The following is a 20,525-nucleotide window of genomic DNA, read 5'->3' on the forward strand; positions in this document are numbered from 1 at the left end:
ATTCAGCGCAAAGGGGCTTGCGCGGAGGCGCCGGAGAAACCGGCCGCCGCTTCGGCATGCAACAGCGAGCGGTACATCCAGGCGGCCGCCGCCACCGCCAGCGTGCCGGCAATAGCAAACACCAGGGCCATACCATGCGCCAGCGCTTCCGGGCCGGCGTCGAACAAATGCCCTCCTGCCAGCGCGATTAGTGTCGGCGACAGGCCCTGGCCGATCAGCCCGTTCAGGACCAACACGATCGCCATCACCAGCCCCACCGCATTCGTCGGCACCTTCCTGGCGACAATCGTCGAGGTGACCGCCATGAAGGTCCAGGAGAACAGCACGACCATCGCATCGACCAGCCAGAAGCCGGCCAGGGTATGGGTCATGCACAGCAGGATGGTCAGGGCCGGCACCGCAATGCTCACCACCAGGCCGACCAGCGCCACGCCGGAGAGCCGGTCGGCCCGCGAGCGCGCATCCATGGCCAGCCCAGCGAGCCACAGGCCGAGCGGTCCCATGGTCAGCAGCAGGCTGCCCTGAATCAGCCCGATCTCGGCCATGCCAAGCTGGAAGCGCCGCACCACCATGGTGGGAATCCACGCGCCCAACCCATAGGTGATCATCGCATTGCAGACAGCGAAGGCCAGCAGGGGCACGAACAGCGCCTTGTTGTCGGCGAGATGCCGGATCACCGCCTTCGTGTCCGGTTTGCCGCTGTGCGCGGCATCCGCGTGGCGACCCGGGTCGCGGTTCAGGAAGATCAGCAAGCCAACGGGCAGCCCGCAGATGCCGATCAGGAACAGCGTCATCTGCCACGGCGCCACTTGCCCGACCAGCGGGATCGAGCGAATGCCCGCCGACTGGATCCAGTGCAGCATCGGCCCGCCCAGCACCAGCGACAGGCCTGTGCCCATCATCAGCGCCATGGTGTAGACCGACAGCGCGCGTGCGCGCCGCTGGTCGTCGACGCCGTCCCGGATCAGCGAATAAGCGGAAGGCGGAATCAGCGCTTCCGCCCCCCCGACAATGATGCGCGCCACCACCAGCGTGACGAACCCCGCCGCCACCGCGTTGGCGGCGACCGCAACCGACCACACCAGCACGCCCACCGCGATGATCAGGCGGCGGTTATAGCGGTCGGCCATCCAGCCCGCCGGCAAACCCACGGCGATATTCGACACGGCAAAGGCTGCGCCGATCAGGTAGCTGATCTGCAGGTCGCTGGCGCCGAATTCGCGCTGGATCGGCCCGACCATCAGCACCAGGATGTTCTTGTCAATCTGCGCCAGCATCATCACCGCCGTCAGGGTGGCGACCAATGCCCATTGTGACGTAGCAGACTGATCTGTGTGAGGCTTTGGAATCACTGTCTTGTCTCCGTTTTCTCGTTTTCACGCGGCTCTGACTCGCCGTTGCGTCGGATTATTCGCTCCGTAGTGACATTTACAAAATTTATTGTTTAAATTAGAAGCATCCATTCTGTAAATACATACCGCCGCCATGCGCTTCAACAAACTCGACCTCAACCAGCTCGTCGTGCTCGACGCCTTGCTCTCGACCCGCAGCGTCGGCAAGGCGGCGGAGCGTCTGTTCCTAAGCCAGCCCGCGACGAGTTGCTCCCTGAGCCGACTGCGGGAATATTTCGAAGACGATTTGCTGGTCGCCGTCGGCAAGACGCAGGTATTGACGCCGCTGGCCATGGAGCTGATCAAGCCGGTGCGGGACGTGCTGCTGCAGATCCAGACCATCACGCGAGCGCGCCCCTCGTTCGATCCCGCGACGTCGTCGCGCCGGTTCATCATCGAATCATCCGACTACGTGATCAGTGTGTTCCTGTCGCAGGTCATCAGGCGAGCCGCCGAGCTGGCGCCGCTGATGCAGTTCGATCTGCGCGCGATCAGCCCGCAGACACCAGAGCACCTGGAAAGCGGTGAAGCTGAACTGTTGATCGCGCCGGAGTTCGCCAGGGTGCCCGGCCACCCGTCAGAGCCGTTGTTCCAGGACACATTCTCCTGTCTCGTCTGCGGCGACAGCGCGCTGGCGCGAACCGGCCTGACGGCCGAGTCCTACTTTGACGGCGCCCACATCGGCGTCGAATGGGGTGGCGGTCGGCGGCTCACCTTCGATGCGCGCCTGCTTGCCACGGGCAAGCGCACGCGCCGCCAGGACGTCATCGCCCCGAGCTTCACGCTGGTTCCCGCGCTACTGTCCGGCACGGACCGCATCGCAACACTGCCGACGCGCCTCGCACAGCAAATGGCCAAGCGCTTCGGCCTGCGACGCCTCGACTGCCCAATCGACCTGCCGGCGTTCTCCGAGCATCTGCAATGGCAGAAGTACCAGGAAACCGATCCAGCCATCGCCTGGCTCAGAGAATTGCTGCGGGATACCGCGCGGCAGTTGGACTCGGTGGAAAGCGCGAAAGCGGCGGGGGCGGGGGACGGCGCATCTGCGCCGGCGGACCCGCTGATGGCTGCACCGGCAAGGAAACGCGCTGCGAAAGCGTAGAACGATGGAAAGTCGTCGCTGTTTGGAGAGCGCGTTAATGCTGGCGTGGACGATTTGGCGATGCTGGCCAGATGGATTCGCTGTGGCGCAAGGCGGCGATCTCGAGCGTGAAATCTACCTTTACGAGACTGCCCTGCGACCGGCACGAATGCGGCAAGGCATCAGTGCGCGACAGCATCGCCGATACCCGCCGCATCTGCACGCCATGGGAATCCTGCCGACCCAAGAAGGCATCCGGGACTGACGTGAGCCGGAGGGCGAACATCCCCGAACGACCGCAGGAGGTGGCCATCTTCGCCGACCTGCTCGCCGAGACGCAGGCGTGGGAAGGCATGGGCATCGTGCCGGCACTCACCGCATTCAGGACCGCCTCCTCGATGGCGAAATGCAGCCCGGCACGCCCATCAGCGCGGCTTTTTTGGCTCGATCTTGCGAATGGCGGTTTTACCGTTGGAAGCTGTCGTTGCTGGTGCAAGAACTTGAAAGGCAGCTCAGGGTCGAGGCTGTGTGAAAACGTCTTGGTCACCTAGACTGGATCAACGCATTCAGATTAGGGGATCGGATGAAGCAATTCATAGAGGGAGAAGATCGGAAGCAAGCTTCATTGCTTCCTGAGTGCCTCGATGACTTCGTCGCCGAGGATAACCCCACCAGGATCATCGAGGCGTTTGTTGAAGAGCTGGACCTCGAGTCGCTCGGGTTCGAAGGTGCCAATCCCTCATCTACAGGTCGCCCTTCCTATCATCCTGCTGTCCTGTTGAAGATATACATCTATGGCTATCTCAACCGGGTTCAGTCCAGCCGCCGTCTGGAACGCGAATGCCAGCGCAATATAGAGCTGATGTGGCTGACCGGTCGACTGGCGCCGGACTTCAAGACGATTGCAGACTTCCGCCGGGATAACAGCACGGGCATTCGCAATGTCTGCCGTCGTTTCGTGGTTTTGTGCCGCGATCTGAAGTTGTTCTCGCAGGCCATGGTCGCCATCGACGGCAGCAAGTTCAAGGCAGTCAATACTCGGGACCGCAATTTCACGGCTGGCAAGGTCGACAAGCGCCAGCAGCAAATCGAGGAAAGCATTCAGCGGTATCTGAGCGCGTTGGAGACAGCGGATCGTACGCAGCCAGCGGAGATAGAACGCAAGACGACTCGGCTGCGCGAGAAGATTGCGCAACTGCGTCAGCAGATGCATAGCCTTGAGCAGGTAAAGGAAGAGCTCAAGACGCTGCCAGATGGTCAGATCTCAATGACCGATCCTGATGCTCGCTCGATGGCGACAAGTGGCAAGGGATCGGGAATGGTGGGATACAACGTACAGATGGCGGTTGATGCCAAGCACCATCTGATCGTCGCTCACGAGGTCACAAATGCGGGCAGCGACAGAGCACAGCTCAGCTCCATGGCTCAAGCAGCGCGCAAGGCTATGGGGAAAGCCAGACTTCGTGCGGTGGCTGATCGTGGCTACTACAGCGCGCCACAGATCAAGGCGTGCACAGATAGGGGTATTGCAGTGCTCCTTCCTAAGCCCACTACATCGGGGGCGAAGGCACACGGCAGATTTGACAAAGCAGACGTCATCTACATTGCCAGGGATGACGAATACCAATGTCCTGCTGGCGAGCGCGCAATATACCGCTACACGAGTGAGGAGAACGGCCTGCAGTTGCGCCGATACTGGAGCAGTGCCTGTTCGCAATGCGCGATAAAGGCTCAGTGCACGCCGAGCTCACAACGACGGATCTCCCGATGGGAGCACGAGGAAGTACTAGAAGCCGTCCAGCGCCGGCTCGACAAGACTCCCGATGCAATGACGGTTCGCAGGCGAACCGTCGAGCATGTCTTTGGCACCTTCAAACATTGGATGGGCTACACGCACTTCCTGACCCGCAAGTTACCGAATGTAGGTACTGAAATGAGCCTGCATGTTCTGGCGTACAACCTGAAGCGCGTCCTTCGAATTCTCGGGTTCCCGAAAACGATGAAGGCCATGCGCCTGGTGGGTGCGTAAGCACCCATTTACGCCTAAAAATGGGCTGAGAATCGCCCTCAGCAGCCCGCTAGCGTTGTTCGTATCTGTTTCGACATCGCCCCGCGACCGGATTGGCCGAAAATTCGATAAAAGCAGGCTCCGCTCAGTGGTGACGTGCATTGATGCGATTCGAAAGGCGTTTCCACACGGCCTCGGTCGGTAGTTGCCCTTGGCGTTGCCCGGATAGGCGAAGGACCGAGAGCGGCCATTTACGGACGCTCACCCACGGCTTCAAGCGGATATTCGAACGGCGCATCTACATCGGAAACCGGCCATTCGGAAACTCAGTCTTCTCCCTCAACGTGGGAGAGGATTCGATGCGCTAGTCGTAAATGCGGTCGGTCGACCATAGCGTTTCCAAGCCTCGCCACACCTGAGGCACCGACGCTTGAGAACGCACTAACAATTTCCCTCGCCCATCGGACCTCTTCCTCCTGAGGCATAAAGGACTCATTTATTGCGCGGATGTGGGAGGGGTGAGCTGCAGCCTTCGCAGTGAATCCGTCGCGCTTTGCTCGCGCTGCTTCTTGACTAATATGCAACGGGTCGGCAAGGGTCGTGCTGACGACATCGATTGCATCAATGCCGGCTTGCGCGGCTGCAAGCAGACACATCGTGCGCGCCACTGAGAACGGGGCAGTCAACTCACTGCCAGCATGAGATGAGAACGCGCCGAGGTCTGCAGCCAGATCGGCTACGCCCCACATAAGTGTTTGGAGGCGCATCGGAGCGTTTCGATAGGATGAAAGCCCAAAGACGCCTTCCGATGATTCTGTCGCCATGGCAATGACGGCCGTCTCCCACTTGCCATCCAGAAGAGCAACCTCGAACGCCGCAAGGAAATCGCAGATTCTATGCACATCCTGAACGCTGGGGCATTTGGGCAGCACGATCGCATTAGGACGATGCGGCATGATGGCCGCCAAATCCTTCAGCAGGTGGCCGGATGAAAGGCCATTGACACGCACAAGTAAGGCTGCGGTCGTAGACGCTCGCGCCCGCTGCAAAAGGCAGATAACTTTATTCGAGCCTCGTCTTTGCCATGCTCTGGCACGGCGTCTTCCAAGTCGAATACAAGGCCGTCAGCATCGGACCTCAGGGCTGCGGCCAACTTTCTGTCGCTATCAGCCGGAACGAAGAGTAGGGACCGCAGTCGATGGGGCAAGGCCGGATGCATTCTCGTTGATCTCCTGAGGTGCGCCGAGTTGTCTAGCAGCCGGCAGCGGCTCCCTTTGACTCTGATGGCGCAGGTTGGAAGGATCGACATGCGGAAGCGCACGATCGAACTGCACCTTACCCGCCGCATATGAATCTTCGACGACACGGCTTATCTCACTTCCATAAGATCGGCAAGTGGTGCCGCTCGTCCAACTGGGCCCGGGGAGATGCTCAGATAAGCGCAACGCCGGTCCCGGAAACGCCAGCTATTCAATCCACCGCCTTGAACATATCCTCGACCACCTTCTTCGCGTCGCCGAACACCATCATGGTCTTGTCCATGTAGAACAGCTCGTTGTCCAGTCCGGCGTAGCCCGCGGCCATCGAACGCTTGTTGACGATGATGGTCTTGGCCTTGTAGGCCTCCAGGATCGGCATGCCCGCGATCGGCGACTTCGGGTCGGTCTTGGCCGATGGGTTCACCACGTCGTTGGCGCCGAGCACCAGCACCACGTCGGCCTGGCCGAACTCGCTATTGATGTCTTCCATTTCGAAGACCTGATCGTAGGGCACCTCGGCCTCGGCCAGCAGCACGTTCATGTGCCCCGGCATGCGGCCCGCCACCGGGTGGATCGCGTACTTCACGGTCACGCCCTTCTCGGTCAGCTTCTCGGTCAGTTCCTTCAGCGCGTGCTGGGCTCGCGCCACCGCCAGGCCGTAGCCGGGCACGATGATCACGGTCTCGGCATTGCCCATCAGGAAGGAGGCGTCATCGGCCGAACCCGACTTCACGTTGCGCTGGGCCTGCGAGCCGGCCGCGCCAGCCGCCGTCGCATCGCTGCCGAAGCCGCCCAGGATCACGTTGAAGAACGAGCGGTTCATCGCCTTGCACATGATGTACGAGAGGATCGCACCGCTGGAACCCACCAGCGAGCCGGCGATGATCAGCATGGGATTGTTCAGCGAGAAGCCGATACCGGCCGCCGCCCAGCCCGAGTACGAGTTCAGCATCGACACGACCACCGGCATGTCGGCGCCGCCGATCGGGATGATGATCAGCACGCCGAGCACGAAGGCGATGGCCAGCATCACCAGGAACGGCATCCAGTTCTGCGTCATGAAGAACGCGATGCCGAAGCCGACCATCGCGACCGCCAGCGCCAGGTTCAGCATGTGCTGGCCCGGGAACACCACCGGGGCGCCCTGGAACAGGCGGAACTTGTAGCGCCCGGCCAGCTTGCCGAACGCGATCACCGAACCGGAGAACGTGATGGCGCCGACAAAGCAGCCGATGAACAGCTCGATACGATTACCCATCGGGATCTCGTGCGAGCCCGCCGCCGCGATGCCAAATGCGGCAGGCTCCGCGACCGCTGCCACGGCAATGCACACCGCCGCCATGCCGATTAGCGAGTGCATGGCCGCCACCAGTTCGGGCATCTTGGTCATCTCGACCTTCTTCGCCACATAGGCGCCAATGCCGCCACCGACCACCAGCCCCGCGAGAATCAGCGCCAGGCCCGCACCCGCACCCGTGCCAGCGCCAGCCGCGAGGAACTCGCTCTTGAGCTTGGCGATCAGCGCCACCGTGGTGAGCGCCGCCACCGCCATGCCGATCATGCCGAAGGCGTTGCCCTTGCGGGCCGAAGCCGGATGCGACAGGCCCTTCAAGGCCTGGATGAAGCAGACCGACGCCCCCAGGTAGAACAGCGTCACCATATTCATGGACAGGGCATTCATCGCGGCATCTCCACCAGTTCGCCGCCCGCATGCGGGGCCTTCGCGTTGCCTTCGGCCTTCACCTTGGGCGCCTTCTTGCGGAACATCTCCAGCATGCGCTGCGTGACCAGGAAGCCGCCGAACACATTGACCGCGGCCAGTGCCACCGCCAGCGTGCCCATGGTGCGGCCCACGCCGCCTTCGGTCAGGCCGGCCGCCAGCATGGCGCCGACAATAATGATGGCCGAGATCGCATTGGTTACGGCCATCAGCGGCGTATGCAGCGCGGGCGTGACGGTCCAGACCACGTGGTAGCCCACGTAGATCGCCAGCACGAAGATGATCAGGTTGATCACCGTGTGGTTCACCATTTCCATCGAACTCTCCTTAACAGGCCAATGCCTCTTCTTCCCGCCGTGTCATCAGGCAGGCGGCGACGATGTCGTCGTCCGGGTTGAGCGTGAACTGGCCTTCCTTGTCGATGACCAGCTTGAGGAAGTCCAGCACGTTGCGCGCATAGAGCGCCGAGGCATCGGCAGCAACCATGCTGGCGAGGTTGGTGTGACCGACGAAGGTCACACCATGGCGCTCGACCACTTCGTCTGCCACGGTCAGCGGGCAATTGCCGCCTTGCGCGGCGGCCAGGTCGACCACGACCGAGCCCGGCTTCATCTGCTGCACAGTCGTTTCGTGCAGCAGCACAGGTGCCTGGCGGCCGGGAATCAGCGCGGTGGTGATGATGATGTCGGCCTGCTTGGCGCGCTCATGCACCAGTTCGGCCTGGCGGCGCATCCAGTCCGGCGGCATCGGCCGGGCATAGCCGCCCACGCCTTGCGCGATCTCGCGCTCTTCGTCGGTGATGAACGGCACGTCCAGGAACTTGCCGCCGAGCGATTCGATCTGCTCCTTCACGGCCGGGCGCACGTCGGACGCCTCGATCACCGCGCCCAGGCGCTTGGCCGTGGCGATGGCCTGCAGGCCCGCCACGCCGGCGCCGAGGATCAGCACGCGCGCCGCCTTGACGGTGCCGGCGGCGGTCATCAGCATCGGCATGAAGCGCTGGTAGTGGTGCGCGGCCACCAGCACGGCCTTGTAGCCGGCGATATTCGCCTGCGACGACAGCACGTCCATGCTCTGCGCGCGCGTGGTGCGCGGCGCGGCTTCGAGCGCGAATGCCGTGATGCCGGCGGCGGCCATGCGCGCCTTGTTTTCGGCATCGAACGGATTGAGCATGCCCACCAGCACCGCACCCGGTTTCATGTGCGCCAGCTCGGTGATCTCCGGCGCGCGCACCTTCAGCACCAGTTGCGCGCCAAGCGCATCGGCAGCGCTGCCGATGCGGGCGCCCGCGGCCTCATAGGCGGCATCCGGCTGGCTGGCCCGTACCCCGGCACCCGCCTGCACCACGACCTGATGGCCCTGAGCGACGTATTTCTTGACCGTCTCCGGAGTGGCGGCGACTCGAGTCTCGCCGACTCGTGTTTCTTGAGGGATGCCGATGTGCACGTTACTTTCCTGTTTTGATTACGTTAAACCTCTGCAACAGACCGGCTTTCTTGCTCCTTAATTACCGGCGACTTACTGTCACTCAACTGTGATGTGCTTCTCTTCCATGAGCTTTGCCCACCGCATCACTTCCGCGCTAAAGTATTCGGTGAACGGCAGGCCGTTCTGGCGTATCAGCGTAAAGTCCGCCGCGATAATGTGATTGCGTACGGTTTCAGATGCCAACATGCGAGAAGCGGAGGTGGCAACCGTGTCGACAATTGGGCGCGACGAGCCAACGGACATCAGCAAACCAGTCCCGTTTTCGACAATCACCGGATAGCCGACCTCGGTCACGGTTGGCAAGTCAGGCAGCAGCGGATACGCGTGGTCAACGCCAGAGCGCGCAGCTTGCCTGACTTCACATATGCCAGCGACTCTGGAATTGGAGAAGACCACCTCGATCTGATCGTGAGTGCTGCGGCGCAGTCAGCGGCCCCGCAGCTACCTGGGTGCCCTACGAAGATCAGCACCGAGGCACTACTAAGAGCCTCGACCAGGTGTTGCGCATGCCGACTTAGCCCGGCTCGTCCCGTAAGTCGAAGCCGGGTGTCAGCGCCTGCACCGCGAAGGGGTTCATGTCTCCACTGATGCAGCGCGGTATCGTTATGCGGACTCGTGGATGCGGGTCAGCACGAACTCACGATGGCCGAGCGCCTCAGCCGCGGTCCAGCGACCATTGACAGTCTCCAGCATGCATTCGAGCAGCTTGTCGCCAGTCTGGTCCAGCGTCTGTTCGCGTTGCAGCAGCCCCGAGCAATCCACGTCCATGTGCTCGCTCATGAGACGCACTGTACGCGGGTTGGCGCACAGCTTGATGACGGGGACGATCGGGTTGCCGATCACATTGCCTTGGCCGGTCGGGAAGAAGTGGACGACATAGCCGGCGGCGGCGCAGAGCGTGACCATCTCGGCAGCAGCCGAGGATGAGTCCATGAACCACAGGCCCGGATGGGTCGGCTCTTCTGCCTTATCCAATACACCATCGACGGTGCACTTCTTACCAATCTTCTGGATGTTGCCGAGCGCCTTCTCCTCAATCGTGGTGAGACCTCCAGCGATATTTCCCTTGGTCGGCTGCGACTCGGAAAGGTCTGAGGTCTTCCAGCGGTCGATCATGCCCTGGTAGCGCTCGAACATTTCCATGAACTTATGGCGAACGTCATCGTTAGCGCAACGGGCAGCGACGATATGCTCGCCACCAGTCAGCTCCGAGGTCTCGCCGAACACCAGCGTGGTGCCAAGCGGATGGAGCTTATCGAAGGCATTGCCGACCGTCGGGTTGGCACCGCAGCCGGAAGTGGTGTCCGACTCACCGCACTTGGTCGACACCCACAGTTCGCTGATCGGGCACTCGACGCGTTGCAGTGCAGTGGCGTACTGCACGAATTCCTTTGCTGCCTTCGACGCCCGCATAATGGTTTCATGGTCGCCGTGGCCCTCGATGCCAAAGCCGACCACCGGCTTGCCGGTCTTGGCGATGCCATCAATGACCTTCTTCGTCCAGCCGTCTTCGATACCGATTACTACTACCGCCGCGACGTTCGGGTTGCTGCCCGCGCCAATCAGGGTACGGAAGTGCAGGTCGAGGTCCGGACCGAACTGCAGGCGCCCATACGGATGAGGGATGGCCATCGTGCCCTTGATGGCGACAGCGACGGCTTCGGCGGCGGCGTTGGACAGGTCATCCAGCGGGAGGATGATGACGTGGTTGCGAACGCCCACGCGACCGTTGTCGCGGCGGTAGCCCCAGAAAGTGGTGTTTTGGTCAATAACGGACATGACGTGGTCCTCGGATGCTTTGATGAAAAGGTGTATTCGGAGGGATGCGGTGGTGCGGCTTACCAGCGTTTGGTCTTGATGTTGTGAACGTGAGCGTGTTCACCCGCCTTGATCGGCGCGACAACCTTGCCAATGTCGATGCCGTACTTGTAGACCGTCTCGTTCACGTCCATGTCGCGCAGCGCGACCTTGTGGCCGATGGGAATCGGCTGGAGCGCGGTAACCGTGATGACCTTGTCCTCGTCCATGATCCAGGCGTTCAGCGTGGTGCCCGGCTCAATCCCCTCGACCACGGCCACCGCGACGGTGTCCTTGGCGTCATGCAGTACTACGTGAATCATCTTTGTCTCCTTCGTGCAGGTTATCGGTGAAATCATCTTAGTAACCAATTCATCCATGTCAACGAGATCATATAGATGACTTGGCAAGGCAGAAAATTTCTTCTACGTAAGTCGTTACGGGTTGGGACTTTCCTAGGCAAGCTCGGGAATCAATACAACTTTCCCCGCTGCCACCCGCCCTGCGGCGAGATCAGCAAAGGCGGCCGGGCCATCTGCCAAGGAGCGGGTTTCTACCCATTCAAGCGAGCCAAAGTTGCCTTGCTCTAGCGCCTGAACAGTAGCGTGCATGTCGGACATCGTGTAGGTGTAAGTCCCCAGCAGCGTCAACTCGGCAAGGGTCAATTTGCGCATATCGATCTCGCTCGACCATGCTTGCAAACCGATATGCATGACAACTCCCCCGGGTCGCGTCGCGGCGATGGCAAGGTTCCGGGTTGGAGCGGCGCCAACCGCATCGATGACAACGTCGAACGCGGATTCGGGAGGCAGACTGACAGTTGGATCGATCACCTCGCATCCAAGATACCGGCTTACCGACGCCTGTCGGAGGGCATTGGTCTCAGCCACGCAGACACGTTTGCAGCCGTAAGAGGTCACCAAGGCAGCGGTCAGCATACCTATCGCGCCGCCGCCGATGATCAGCACACTCGCCTCCGGCAAGGGCCGACTCATCGCCCGCATCGTGAGGTTGACGGCATGGAGCGCTGTGGCTGCTGGTTCGGTCAGCGCTGCGCTGACGCTCGGTAGCGTGTCGGGGATCGGGATTGCGCAGCGAATCGGGATCGCGAGATATTCGGACAGTGCGCCGGGCCGGTTCATGCCAACCATGCCGCGATTGGCGCAGAGGTTGTCACGTCCCTGGAGGCAGTAGTCGCAGTGACCGCATGTAACAAGTGGGTTCGCTGTGACGCGCTGACCGACGGGCATGCGGGCTTCGTCGGAAGAGGCGATGACAGTACCCGCAAACTCATGGCCGAGAACCAGCCCGGGCTTGCGGCGGGGATCGTGACCATGGTAGGCGTGGAGATCCGAACCGCAGATGCCACTAGCATCGATGCGCAACAGAATCTCACCGGTCTCTAGGCCCGGCATGTCTCGGTCCAGTACCGCGACGGCGTCCGGTTGGGTATAGACGATTGCTTTCATGGTTTACCTAATCCTGAATCGGGTGTTAATGCAGGTGATGAAGCGGAGTCGCGCGTTAGCCATGGACCTTGGAAGGCTCTAGGCTTACGCGGTTGGCGTGCGCCGACCGAAAGGCAATCCACATCGTGCAGGCGGCGCTCATGATGCCGACTGCCAGCACGTATGAGCACAGATACCAGGGTTCCCCGCCTGCCTTGGCGTTAAGCCAGGTGGCGATGATCGGCGTCAATCCTCCCGCAAACACACCGGCGAACTGGTAGACAAAGGAGATGCCGGTATATCGAACGCGAGGGTCGAAAACTTCCGAGAACATCGACGACATCGTGCCAAATACCGCCGCGTGGAAGATGCCGAACGGAATGATGATCGCTGCCCACACCAGCAGCACATTGCCACCGGAATGCTGCATCAGCCAGAATGCCGGGAAGGCCGAAAGACCTGCGAGCAGCGCGCCGGTACCGTAGACGATGGGCCGTCCGACACGGTCGGATACGGCGCCCCATAGCGGAATGAAGAACGTCATCACGCCAGCACCGATCAGGACGCCCAGCAACGCCTGGTCACGGGACAGCTTCAACGTCTGCGTAAGGTATGCCAGCGAGAAAACGCCGAACACATTGAAGAAGACCCCATCGATAAAGCGCGCCCCCATGCAGGCAAGCACCACGGCCGGATACTGTCGAAGCATGGCGAAGAATGGAAGTCCGGTCGCCTCCTTGCGATCATGCTGCGCGGCCGCGAACTCCGGGGATTCCTCCACATGCGAACGCATGTACGAACCGATCAAGACCATCACCGCACTCAGCATGAAGGCAATGCGCCAGCCCCATGCCAGGAAGTCCCTGTCGGACAACAACAGAGACAGGATGGCGATGACGCCGCTCGCTAGTACCAGCCCAAGAGACATACCTGTCTGCGGCAGACTCGCAAAAAATCCACGACGATGGCTTGGAGCGCTCTCGAAGGTCATCAACACCGCCCCGCCCCACTCGCCACCGAGGCCAATCCCCTGCGCTACCCGACATACCAACAGTAGAATCGGCGCCCAGACACCAATTTGCTCATAGGTGGGAATCAGGCCGATGGCAGTAGTCGCCACGCCCATGATCATCAGCGTCAGTACCAGCATGCGCTTGCGACCCAAGGTATCGCCGAAGTGTCCGAAAATCACCCCCCCAAGCGGCCGGGCCACAAAGCCTGCGGCGAAGGTTGCATAGGCCAGCAGTGTGCCGACCACGGGATCCGTTGAAGGAAAATACAGCTTGTTGAACACGAGCCCAGCTACCACCCCGTAAAGGAAAAAGTCGTACCACTCAACCATCGCGCCAATCGTGCTCGACGCAACAACCTGGCGTAATTTTCGCGCCGCGTCCTGGGCGGACTGCACCACCGTTGCCTGCTTCGTCATGCTTGTCTCCTAATTCGGTCTTGTCCCGTGGTTGCGCATCAGAGGCGCTATTTTCGGTACGGACAGCGGCGGCGTTCTTGCCGCGCGCTGCCCTTGTGGGTTGCCGCGTTGCTTACCGAGCTGTATAGCCTCCGTCAACCATGAAGGTCTGGCCAGTGATGTACGCTGCCATATCGCTGGCTAGGAAAGCGACCAACCCGTGCAGATCCTCGAGTTCGCCATTGCGCCCAATACAAGTACGGCTGGCGTGATACTCCGTGAGACCGGCATCCGCAAACACGGGACCGGTCAGCGCTGTCGGGAAGAATCCCGGACCAATTGCGTTGCAAGTGATCCCGTGACGAGACCACTCTTCGGCGATAGCTCGTGTGAGCTGGACGATGCCGCCTTTTGCCGCACCATACGGCGCACTGTTAGCGAAGGCGCGGTGCGACTGCAGGGAAGCGATGTTCAGGACCCGTCCCCACCCCTGAGCCTGCATTGCGGGTGCAAGCGCCTGCGTGAGGAAAAATGGCGCACCGAGATGGGTGTCGAGCTGGAGCCGCCACGAAGACGGCGTGACGCTTGAGTACGCTTCACGCAGATTCATTCCCGCCGCATTGACGAGGATATCGATGGTGCCATGTTGCTGTTGCAGTGCATTCGCCGCAGCCGGAATGGCATCGAGATCGGACACATCACACACGTGGGTATCGACTGCGATTCCCATAGCGTCGAGGCGGGATGCAGCGGCATCGAGCTGGGACTGGCGCCTCGCCGCGAGAATCACTCGCGCGCCGACCAAGCCCATCGCAGTGGCAATGGCCTCTCCGATGCCGGAACTGCCGCCCGTTACGAGGGCCTGCCTTCCTGAAAGATCAGGCACAAGCCTCCCGGCATTTTGGAGTCCGGTCATCGTTATACCTCCACCGGTGTGCCCATTTCGAAGGACGCGTTCGGAAAGTACTTCACCATGCGGTCATCCGCGGTACGGGCATGTGCTTCCATGCCTTCGAGCCGCGAGATGCGAGCTGTCACCTGGCCAATCTGGCGGGTCGCTTCACGCGTCATTTGTTGCCACGTCAGCGTCTTCATGAACTTGTGCACGGACAGGCCGCCGGAGTAACGCGCCGCGCCCTTGGTCGGAAGCACGTGGTTGGGCCCGCTGGTTTTGTCGCCGAACGCCACGGTTGTCTCCTCACCGAGGAAGAGCGAGCCGTAGCAGGTCAGATTGGCCAGCCACCAGTCGAGATCCGCCGTGTGGACTTCCAAATGCTCGGAGGCATAACGGTCAGAGACCTCCGCCACCTCTTCCCGGGTGTCACACAGGATTACCTCGCCGTAATCACGCCAAGCGGCGGTGGCGGCATCGCGGGCGGTCGGGGGAAGCTTGGCGATCAGTTCCGGCACCAGCGCCATGACACGGTCGGCCAGATCACGCGAAGTGGTGAACAGCCAGGCGGGCGACTCATGGCCGTGCTCAGCTTGCCCAACGAGGTCGCTGGCGACGATAGTCGGGTCGGCGGTCTCATCGGCGATGACGGCGACTTCCGACGGTCCGGCGAACACGTCAATGCCGACTTGGCCGTAGAGGGTCCGCTTGGCCTCTGCCACGAATTTGTTGCCTGGGCCGACCACCACGTCGGCCGGCTTACCAGTGAAGAGACCATAAGCCATGGATGCGATCGCTTGCACCCCGCCCAATGCCATGATGACGTCGGCGCCTGCAGCCTGGAAGGCGTAAAGGACGTGCGGATGGATGCCTTGGCCGCGGAACGGGCTCGAGCACGCCACTACAGTCTTGACACCCGCAGCCTTGGCAGTAGCCACGCCCATATACGCTGACGCGATGTGCGCGTAACGCCCTGCCGGCGCGTAGCAACCGACCACATTGACTGGCAGCACCCGTTGTCCCGCAGTGACGCCCGGATGCAGTTCCACAGAGAACTCTTTCAGGGATTCGCGCTGCGCCAGTGCGAAATCGGTGACCTGCCGAATGGCGAAGTCAATGTCGGCGCGCACGGCCGCCGACACGTCCTTGGTCTGCTCCCGGATCTGATCAGGCGTAAGGACAACATCGCCACTCCAGCCGTCGAGTTGTTTGGCGTACTGACGCACGGCGTCTTCACCGCGCGCTTGGATCTCGGCAAGCATCTCCGTCACAACCTTCTGTGCTGTCGCCGTTTCGGTCTGGGGCGTCTTTTCCGCTTTTTTCAGATACGAGATCATTTCTGCAAGTCCTCAGGTGGGGGTAGGATAGAAATGTAAGCGCTTTCATTTTTTAACACATGGCCACTAATTTCGGTTTTGTTTAGAATGAAAGCGCTTTCATTGAAAGAATAACTCGTACGCGGCGGACCGCAAGAGAGGGTTTTCCCCGAGGGTTGTACGCCCCCACGTTGTAGTTGCTACAGCACCTCCTTACAGATCGGCGACAATAAGGCACTGGACGGGGAACAATGAAAGTGCCTAAAACGAAACTTGAAGATGTAGCGAGGTTAGCCGGCGTCTCCATGGCGACTGTGTCGCGAACACTCTCCTCACCTTCGTTGGTGCGTGAAGATACTTTGGCGCGGGTGCGGCATGCCATTCAGGCCCTCGGATATGTCCCCGACGCTTCTGCACGGACGCTGGCTTCTGGTCGGTCCCGCACGATCGCAGCGGTTGTGCCTACTCTGGACAACGCCATCTTCTCGCATGCCATCCAGGGGATGCAGGGTGTGTTGGCCGCGAACGGCTACCAACTTCTCCTGGGCTCCCACAACTACGACTCTCAAACCGAGATAGATGTCGTCCGTGCATTGTCAGAGCGCGCCGTGGATGCAATGGTTCTGGTCGGCGCCGACCACGCTCCTGAAACGCTCTCAGTTCTACGACAATCGGGCACGCGGACTATCATCACGTGGGCGTTGTCGAACGAGTGCCCCTGCATCGGGTTCGATAACTTTGAAATCGGAGCGCTCGCGGCCAGATACCTGTTCGATCTTGGGCATCGGCACTTCGGCATGATTTCCGGTATCTCGCGGAACAACGATCGCGCACGATTACGCACCGAAGGCTTCGTCAATACTTTGCGAGCTCTGCGTGCCGAAATCGTTCCCGGCGCGGCCTGCGAGCAGCCCTACTCGTTTGCCGGTGGCCGTATCGGACTGCGAAACATACTTCGCGACGCATCGACCAGGCCAACGGCGATCTTTTGTGGCAATGACGTGCTAGCGCTCGGTTGTCTGTTCGAGGCAACAGCGCTAAACGTCAAAGTGCCTGATCAGCTTTCGATCGTTGGCTGCGATGACTTGCCGATTTCGGCCGAAGTCGCGCCGGGCCTCACAACCGTAGCGTTGGAAAGTAGCTTATTGGGCAAGAAAACTGCGGAGGCTTTATTGCGATGGCTGCAGGACGGCACGGAACCGGGTCGTACGGAGATGCCCATTTCACTGATTCAGCGCGGCACTGCGGCTCCGCCTTCGTGACTGGATCGCGTAGTCTCGGAATCCGTTATGCTCGTTAAGCATCAGCCTTTGCAGAAGCTCCCGCGTGCCATCCTTGCTCAGCTACCGCACCTCTTGCAAATTCAGGCCGGTGTCCCCTTTGCCCAATTAATCGTCCGGCAATTAAGCCGGGCGAACGGCGCCTGTATTTCCGGAAGCGGTCGTTACGGCCTCTGAAATCCGAAAGGCGGTTGAGAGTCGATCAGAGACGGCCAGTGCCGCGCCGAGGCGCTCGAGTTCGGCTTCGCGGCCGACAAAGCGGGCAAGACCACGGTGGGCGCCCACCTGCAGCCGGGTGCGTAAAGCCCCGAGGCCGAGCACCTCATACACCGCCAGCGGTCCGCGCAGGCCCTTGATTTGGGTACGTCCGAGCGCCTTAAACTCGAAATACCCTTCCGTCAGCCTGTGGGTCGATTCGCTAACCAGAATGGAAGACGGCGTCGCGACTCCTTCCATCCGCGCCGCGATATGCATCGTATGGCCCACCGGGTCGTAGTCAGTGCGCAAATCGTCCTTGCGGATCGAGCGGACCACCACTTCCCTGGTATGGACGCCGACCCGGATCTGTAGCGGGATACCCTGCTCCAGGCGGACTTTGTCGCTGTGAACGCGCATGGCCTGCTGCATGCGCAGCGATGCAAACAACGCCCGTAGCGCAAGATCCTCGTGCGCGATCGGCGCTCCGAACAGAGCCAGGATGCCGTCGCCCAGGGATTTGGCCACATACCCCTCGTAGTGATGCACGGCTTCCATCATCAGCGCCACAACGGGGTCAATCAGGCTGCGGGCTTCCTCCGGATCCAGGTCCTGAATCAACGCAGTAGAACCGGCCATGCCCGCAAAGAGTGCCGTAATGGTCTTGCGCTCCCCGCCTGCATCTCTGCCCTTGACCTCCATCGCGGCGCGCTCTGCACGGATCCGCTTGGCCAAGTGTGGTGGCGTGGAGCAGGCACCGGGGGCTCTGATGCTGAAGCTGCGTTCGTCAAGAGCGCCCCGCATGCGCCACAGTACTTTGCAGTGGGGCTGGATTCGTGACCGCAGCGCTGCAGACCTGCACAAGCCTTTGACCACACTGCTCGCAGAACCGGACTCCCGGGGGTTCTCAGATTGGCAATGTGTGCAGTGCATATCGCTCCTTACTGCTTTTTTCCGCTACCAATCCATTAAAGATGCAATCACACCCTTAGCAAGACGTCTATGGTGCAGTTGGGACGGCTGTCGTCATCCCAACGCAAACGGCTGCACCCGCTGCAAACCGGCCGCCCTGCTATCGGCGGCGCACGGCACGGGAGAGAACAGGTCGAGCTGATTCCACAAAATAATTTACATTGCGTTTTTATCGGCATTTTAGGCCCGATCTACGTGACGTCGGATTAATTTTGTTATAGATCAAGCACTTAGCGCCTTCGCCGGACACCGTGGTCAGAGCCTGAGTGTCCGGCATTTGGCTAGTGAAAACTGCTCGCTCCCTGACGGACCCGGATAACGCGGAGCATCTGAGCGAGTCCGGCAACGTTTTCGACATTTGCGCAAGGGGCTAGTGCAATCTCTTCAGCATGGCGCGAGATCTGGCTCAAGCTGAAGGGGTCGCGCGGCCAATGTTGGCATGAGCCGGCGGTTGAACGCCGTGTCGGCGTTTGAACACCTGGGAAAGGCTATCCTTGGCCTCCACAGAGTTACATCCACAGTTGGGAAGTGTCGCTCTTGTTCGAGCGGAGTGTGGCACGCCTGTTCGCGGCGGCGAGTATTCGGCACGTTGGGGCAAACGTCCTTGTGCGCACAATACCAGGCCTAGGCGCGCAGCCGCGCCAAAATCACCACGCAGTAGCTGTGCATAGCAGCGCAACGTTGACATCCTTCCTTCCCCCCGGCCTTCGGTCGCCACGATGATCGCTCCTCAGATTCAGCCGCGGTGCGGTGTGCATGCTCTTTGATTTACCATTATCCGAATAATGGTAAATGAATGTGCCAGGTGGATATAATGGGTCGCGTCTGGGTCGAGAAGCCGCCGCGGGTCTTGCCCGGTGATGCGCCAGCCGGCTACCTACTCCACCGTGGCCAGCCATGAGATTTGCCCAGACTGCCCCCGCCCGAGCCGCCAATGGATACCTCGCCCCTCTCGCCGAATGCGCTGTCTAGCCCGGTGCTACCGGGCGAGCTTTCCGACGATGGGCTGGTACGCGCATGGCTCGACGCCAAATCCGCGGCTGGTCTTGGACTGCGCGCCAGCACGCGCAGTCAGTATGAGGTCGAGGCGCAGCGCCTGCTGTGGTATGCGCACGCGATGGGCCGGCCTATTGGCACCTGGCAGGTTACCCATGCCAGCGGCTACCTGGCGTTCCTGAGTGACCCGCCTTCGCACGCCATCAGCGATCGCCGGGCGCGCCGCGGCAGCGCGGCGTGGCGGCCGCTGCGAGGCCCGCTTTCTGAAGCGTCGCGACGCCAGAGCGCAGTCATCGTTGGCGGACTGTTCGACTGGCTAGTGCGGGTTGGGGCGCTGCGGATCAATCCGTTCGCTTCGGTGCCGCGAGTGCGCGCTAACGCGGGGCCCGGCTCGCAGCGGCGGTTCCTCGAACTGGAGCAGGTCACGGCAGTGTTCGAAGCGATAGAGGCGCGTCCGACGCCGACGCAATGGGTGCAACTACACAAGGCGCGCGACCGCCTGCTTCTTGCCCTGCTGTTCCAGACAGGGCTGCGTGCCTCCGAGGTGGCGGCGCTGACTTGGGCGGACTTCGAACGCCATCCTGGCCGGTCCCGCCCGTTCTGGGCCGTGCGTATCAGGCAAGGCAAGGGGGGCAACGATCAGTGGGTGCCGTGCGACAACGCGATGGTCGAGCTGGCGCGTTTTCGCCGCTTGGTAGGCCTGCCGCCCACGCCCAGCGCCACTGACACTGCAGCGGTCATTCCCGCGATCGGCAGTGGGCGCCAACGCGCTGCGCCGCCGGCTGATACGTCGGAGCTACAGCGAAAGCTGAGCCGGCCGCTGCGTACGCGCCAGGGAATCTATGCCATCGTGCGCGCAGCATTTATGGAAGCGGCCGCCCGTCTGGAGGGGGAACACCGTAGTGAAGAAGCGGCGAAGCTGCGAGCCGCGTCGACGCACTGGCTGCGGCATACGCATGCCACGCATCTATTACGCGCCGGCGTGCCAGTAACCGACGTGCAGCGCGCCTTGCGACACCGGGACATCAACACGACGCGACGATACACTCACGAAGCGCTGGAAGACGTAGCGCATGCGTTGGCCGGCAAATTCCCAGGCTCCATCTAGCTCGCAGGACAACCACTGCTCCAGCGCCGTCTCACCGCGTGCCTTGCTCACCTTCGCCTGTCCTTGAAAGACTGAAGGGCGCAAGGAGCGAGAACGCCTCGTTGGTTCAGCCCCGGTGAATAAACAATCCCTTCGGTTGGTTCCAGGTCAGGCTGGCCTGGCTTCT

Annotated in this window: 17 protein-coding genes and 2 pseudogenes; 5 read left to right on the forward strand and 14 right to left on the reverse strand. The window is 61.3% G+C overall.

Going from position 1 to position 20,525, the window contains the following annotated elements:
* Positions 1–2 precede the first annotated feature (2 nt).
* Positions 3–1,304 carry an MFS transporter gene (locus ACIGJC_RS29725; RefSeq protein ID WP_483715132.1) on the reverse strand — a complete coding sequence of 434 codons (1,302 nt, stop codon included), beginning with the start codon at positions 1,302–1,304 and terminating at the stop codon, positions 3–5.
* Positions 1,305–1,485: 181 nt separating this feature from the next.
* Here ACIGJC_RS29725 and ACIGJC_RS29730 point away from each other — a divergent pair, with 181 nt between their 5' ends.
* The 3 genes from ACIGJC_RS29730 to ACIGJC_RS29740 all read left to right on the forward strand — a co-directional run bounded on the left by ACIGJC_RS29730 (position 1,486) and on the right by ACIGJC_RS29740 (position 4,501).
* Positions 1,486–2,493 carry a LysR family transcriptional regulator gene (locus tag ACIGJC_RS29730; RefSeq protein ID WP_435384982.1) on the forward strand — a complete coding sequence of 336 codons (1,008 nt, stop codon included), beginning with the start codon at positions 1,486–1,488 and terminating at the stop codon, positions 2,491–2,493.
* Positions 2,494–2,564: 71 nt separating this feature from the next.
* Positions 2,565–3,023: a hypothetical protein gene (locus tag ACIGJC_RS29735; RefSeq protein WP_483715133.1), complete on the forward strand. Its 459-nt coding sequence runs from the start codon at positions 2,565–2,567 to the stop codon at positions 3,021–3,023.
* Positions 3,024–3,055: 32 nt separating this feature from the next.
* Positions 3,056–4,501 (forward strand): IS1182 family transposase, encoded by a 1,446-nt coding sequence (locus tag ACIGJC_RS29740; RefSeq protein ID WP_483715134.1) that lies wholly within the window; start codon positions 3,056–3,058, stop codon positions 4,499–4,501.
* Between the two features lie 305 nt (positions 4,502–4,806).
* Here ACIGJC_RS29740 and ACIGJC_RS29745 read toward each other — a convergent pair whose 3' ends face one another.
* The 12 genes and pseudogenes from ACIGJC_RS29745 to hpsN form a co-directional block, all read right to left on the reverse strand.
* Positions 4,807–5,064 (reverse strand): HpcH/HpaI aldolase/citrate lyase family protein, encoded by a 258-nt coding sequence (locus tag ACIGJC_RS29745; protein WP_483715201.1) that lies wholly within the window; start codon positions 5,062–5,064, stop codon positions 4,807–4,809.
* A pseudogene (locus ACIGJC_RS29750) lies at positions 5,056–5,828 on the reverse strand (HpcH/HpaI aldolase/citrate lyase family protein); the annotation flags it as partial. The pseudogene ACIGJC_RS29750 and the gene ACIGJC_RS29745, both read right to left, overlap by 9 nt.
* A gap of 122 nt (positions 5,829–5,950) precedes the next feature.
* Positions 5,951–7,420, reverse strand: coding sequence for an NAD(P)(+) transhydrogenase (Re/Si-specific) subunit beta (locus ACIGJC_RS29755; RefSeq protein WP_483715135.1), 1,470 nt, complete (start codon positions 7,418–7,420; stop codon positions 5,951–5,953).
* Positions 7,417–7,776: an NAD(P) transhydrogenase subunit alpha part 2 gene (locus ACIGJC_RS29760; RefSeq protein ID WP_011295852.1), complete on the reverse strand. Its 360-nt coding sequence runs from the start codon at positions 7,774–7,776 to the stop codon at positions 7,417–7,419. The genes ACIGJC_RS29755 and ACIGJC_RS29760 overlap by 4 nt, the downstream gene beginning before the upstream one ends.
* A gap of 10 nt (positions 7,777–7,786) precedes the next feature.
* Positions 7,787–8,905 (reverse strand): Re/Si-specific NAD(P)(+) transhydrogenase subunit alpha, encoded by a 1,119-nt coding sequence (locus tag ACIGJC_RS29765; RefSeq protein WP_483715137.1) that lies wholly within the window; start codon positions 8,903–8,905, stop codon positions 7,787–7,789.
* Between the two features lie 78 nt (positions 8,906–8,983).
* Entirely contained in the window at positions 8,984–9,343 is a 360-nt protein-coding gene (locus ACIGJC_RS29770) for a hypothetical protein (protein WP_483715138.1), read from the reverse strand.
* A gap of 207 nt (positions 9,344–9,550) precedes the next feature.
* Complete coding sequence (locus ACIGJC_RS29775; protein ID WP_483715140.1) at positions 9,551–10,726, reverse strand: UxaA family hydrolase; 1,176 nt, start codon at positions 10,724–10,726, stop codon at positions 9,551–9,553.
* 59 nt (positions 10,727–10,785) lie between these two features.
* Positions 10,786–11,067 carry a UxaA family hydrolase gene (locus ACIGJC_RS29780; RefSeq protein ID WP_483715141.1) on the reverse strand — a complete coding sequence of 94 codons (282 nt, stop codon included), beginning with the start codon at positions 11,065–11,067 and terminating at the stop codon, positions 10,786–10,788.
* 132 nt (positions 11,068–11,199) lie between these two features.
* Positions 11,200–12,213, reverse strand: coding sequence for a galactitol-1-phosphate 5-dehydrogenase (locus ACIGJC_RS29785; protein ID WP_483715143.1), 1,014 nt, complete (start codon positions 12,211–12,213; stop codon positions 11,200–11,202).
* A 55-nt stretch (positions 12,214–12,268) separates the two neighbouring features.
* On the reverse strand, positions 12,269–13,621 hold the full coding sequence (locus ACIGJC_RS29790; RefSeq protein WP_483715145.1) for an MFS transporter: 1,353 nt from the start codon (positions 13,619–13,621) through the stop codon (positions 12,269–12,271).
* A 112-nt stretch (positions 13,622–13,733) separates the two neighbouring features.
* A complete protein-coding gene (hpsO, locus tag ACIGJC_RS29795) occupies positions 13,734–14,516 on the reverse strand; it encodes a (S)-sulfopropanediol 2-dehydrogenase HpsO (protein WP_483715146.1) in 783 nt (260 codons plus the stop codon).
* A gap of 2 nt (positions 14,517–14,518) precedes the next feature.
* A complete protein-coding gene (gene hpsN / locus ACIGJC_RS29800) occupies positions 14,519–15,829 on the reverse strand; it encodes a sulfopropanediol 3-dehydrogenase (protein ID WP_483715147.1) in 1,311 nt (436 codons plus the stop codon).
* 230 nt (positions 15,830–16,059) lie between these two features.
* Between hpsN and ACIGJC_RS29805 the strand changes: the two genes are divergently transcribed.
* A complete protein-coding gene (locus ACIGJC_RS29805; RefSeq protein ID WP_483715148.1) occupies positions 16,060–17,070 on the forward strand; it encodes a LacI family DNA-binding transcriptional regulator in 1,011 nt (336 codons plus the stop codon).
* Between the two features lie 231 nt (positions 17,071–17,301).
* On the opposite strand, the pseudogene ACIGJC_RS29810 reads toward ACIGJC_RS29805, so the two are convergent.
* Positions 17,302–18,216: pseudogene (locus ACIGJC_RS29810) on the reverse strand (adenylate/guanylate cyclase domain-containing protein); the annotation flags it as partial.
* Between the two features lie 973 nt (positions 18,217–19,189).
* Here ACIGJC_RS29810 and ACIGJC_RS29815 point away from each other — a divergent pair.
* Positions 19,190–20,359 carry a tyrosine-type recombinase/integrase gene (locus tag ACIGJC_RS29815; protein ID WP_483715149.1) on the forward strand — a complete coding sequence of 390 codons (1,170 nt, stop codon included), beginning with the start codon at positions 19,190–19,192 and terminating at the stop codon, positions 20,357–20,359.
* Positions 20,360–20,525: the final 166 nt, after the last annotated feature.

The sequence above is a fragment of the Cupriavidus sp. C3SS-1 genome (genome assembly GCF_057073755.1).

Bases quoted from the DNA above. Each gene is read 5' to 3' on its own strand.
- ACIGJC_RS29730 (WP_435384982.1), top strand. From the start codon at position 1,486: ATGCGCTTCAACAAACTCGACCTCAACCAGCTCGTCGTGCTCGACGCC.
- ACIGJC_RS29735 (WP_483715133.1), top strand. From the start codon at position 2,565: ATGGATTCGCTGTGGCGCAAGGCGGCGATCTCGAGCGTGAAATCTACC.
- ACIGJC_RS29740 (WP_483715134.1), top strand. From the start codon at position 3,056: ATGAAGCAATTCATAGAGGGAGAAGATCGGAAGCAAGCTTCATTGCTT.
- ACIGJC_RS29755 (WP_483715135.1), bottom strand. From the start codon at position 7,420: ATGAATGCCCTGTCCATGAATATGGTGACGCTGTTCTACCTGGGGGCG.
- ACIGJC_RS29760 (WP_011295852.1), bottom strand. From the start codon at position 7,776: ATGGAAATGGTGAACCACACGGTGATCAACCTGATCATCTTCGTGCTG.
- ACIGJC_RS29775 (WP_483715140.1), bottom strand. From the start codon at position 10,726: ATGTCCGTTATTGACCAAAACACCACTTTCTGGGGCTACCGCCGCGAC.
- ACIGJC_RS29780 (WP_483715141.1), bottom strand. From the start codon at position 11,067: ATGATTCACGTAGTACTGCATGACGCCAAGGACACCGTCGCGGTGGCC.
- ACIGJC_RS29785 (WP_483715143.1), bottom strand. From the start codon at position 12,213: ATGAAAGCAATCGTCTATACCCAACCGGACGCCGTCGCGGTACTGGAC.
- ACIGJC_RS29790 (WP_483715145.1), bottom strand. From the start codon at position 13,621: ATGACGAAGCAGGCAACGGTGGTGCAGTCCGCCCAGGACGCGGCGCGA.
- hpsO (WP_483715146.1), bottom strand. From the start codon at position 14,516: ATGACCGGACTCCAAAATGCCGGGAGGCTTGTGCCTGATCTTTCAGGA.
- hpsN (WP_483715147.1), bottom strand. From the start codon at position 15,829: ATGATCTCGTATCTGAAAAAAGCGGAAAAGACGCCCCAGACCGAAACG.
- ACIGJC_RS29805 (WP_483715148.1), top strand. From the start codon at position 16,060: ATGAAAGTGCCTAAAACGAAACTTGAAGATGTAGCGAGGTTAGCCGGC.
- ACIGJC_RS29815 (WP_483715149.1), top strand. From the start codon at position 19,190: ATGGATACCTCGCCCCTCTCGCCGAATGCGCTGTCTAGCCCGGTGCTA.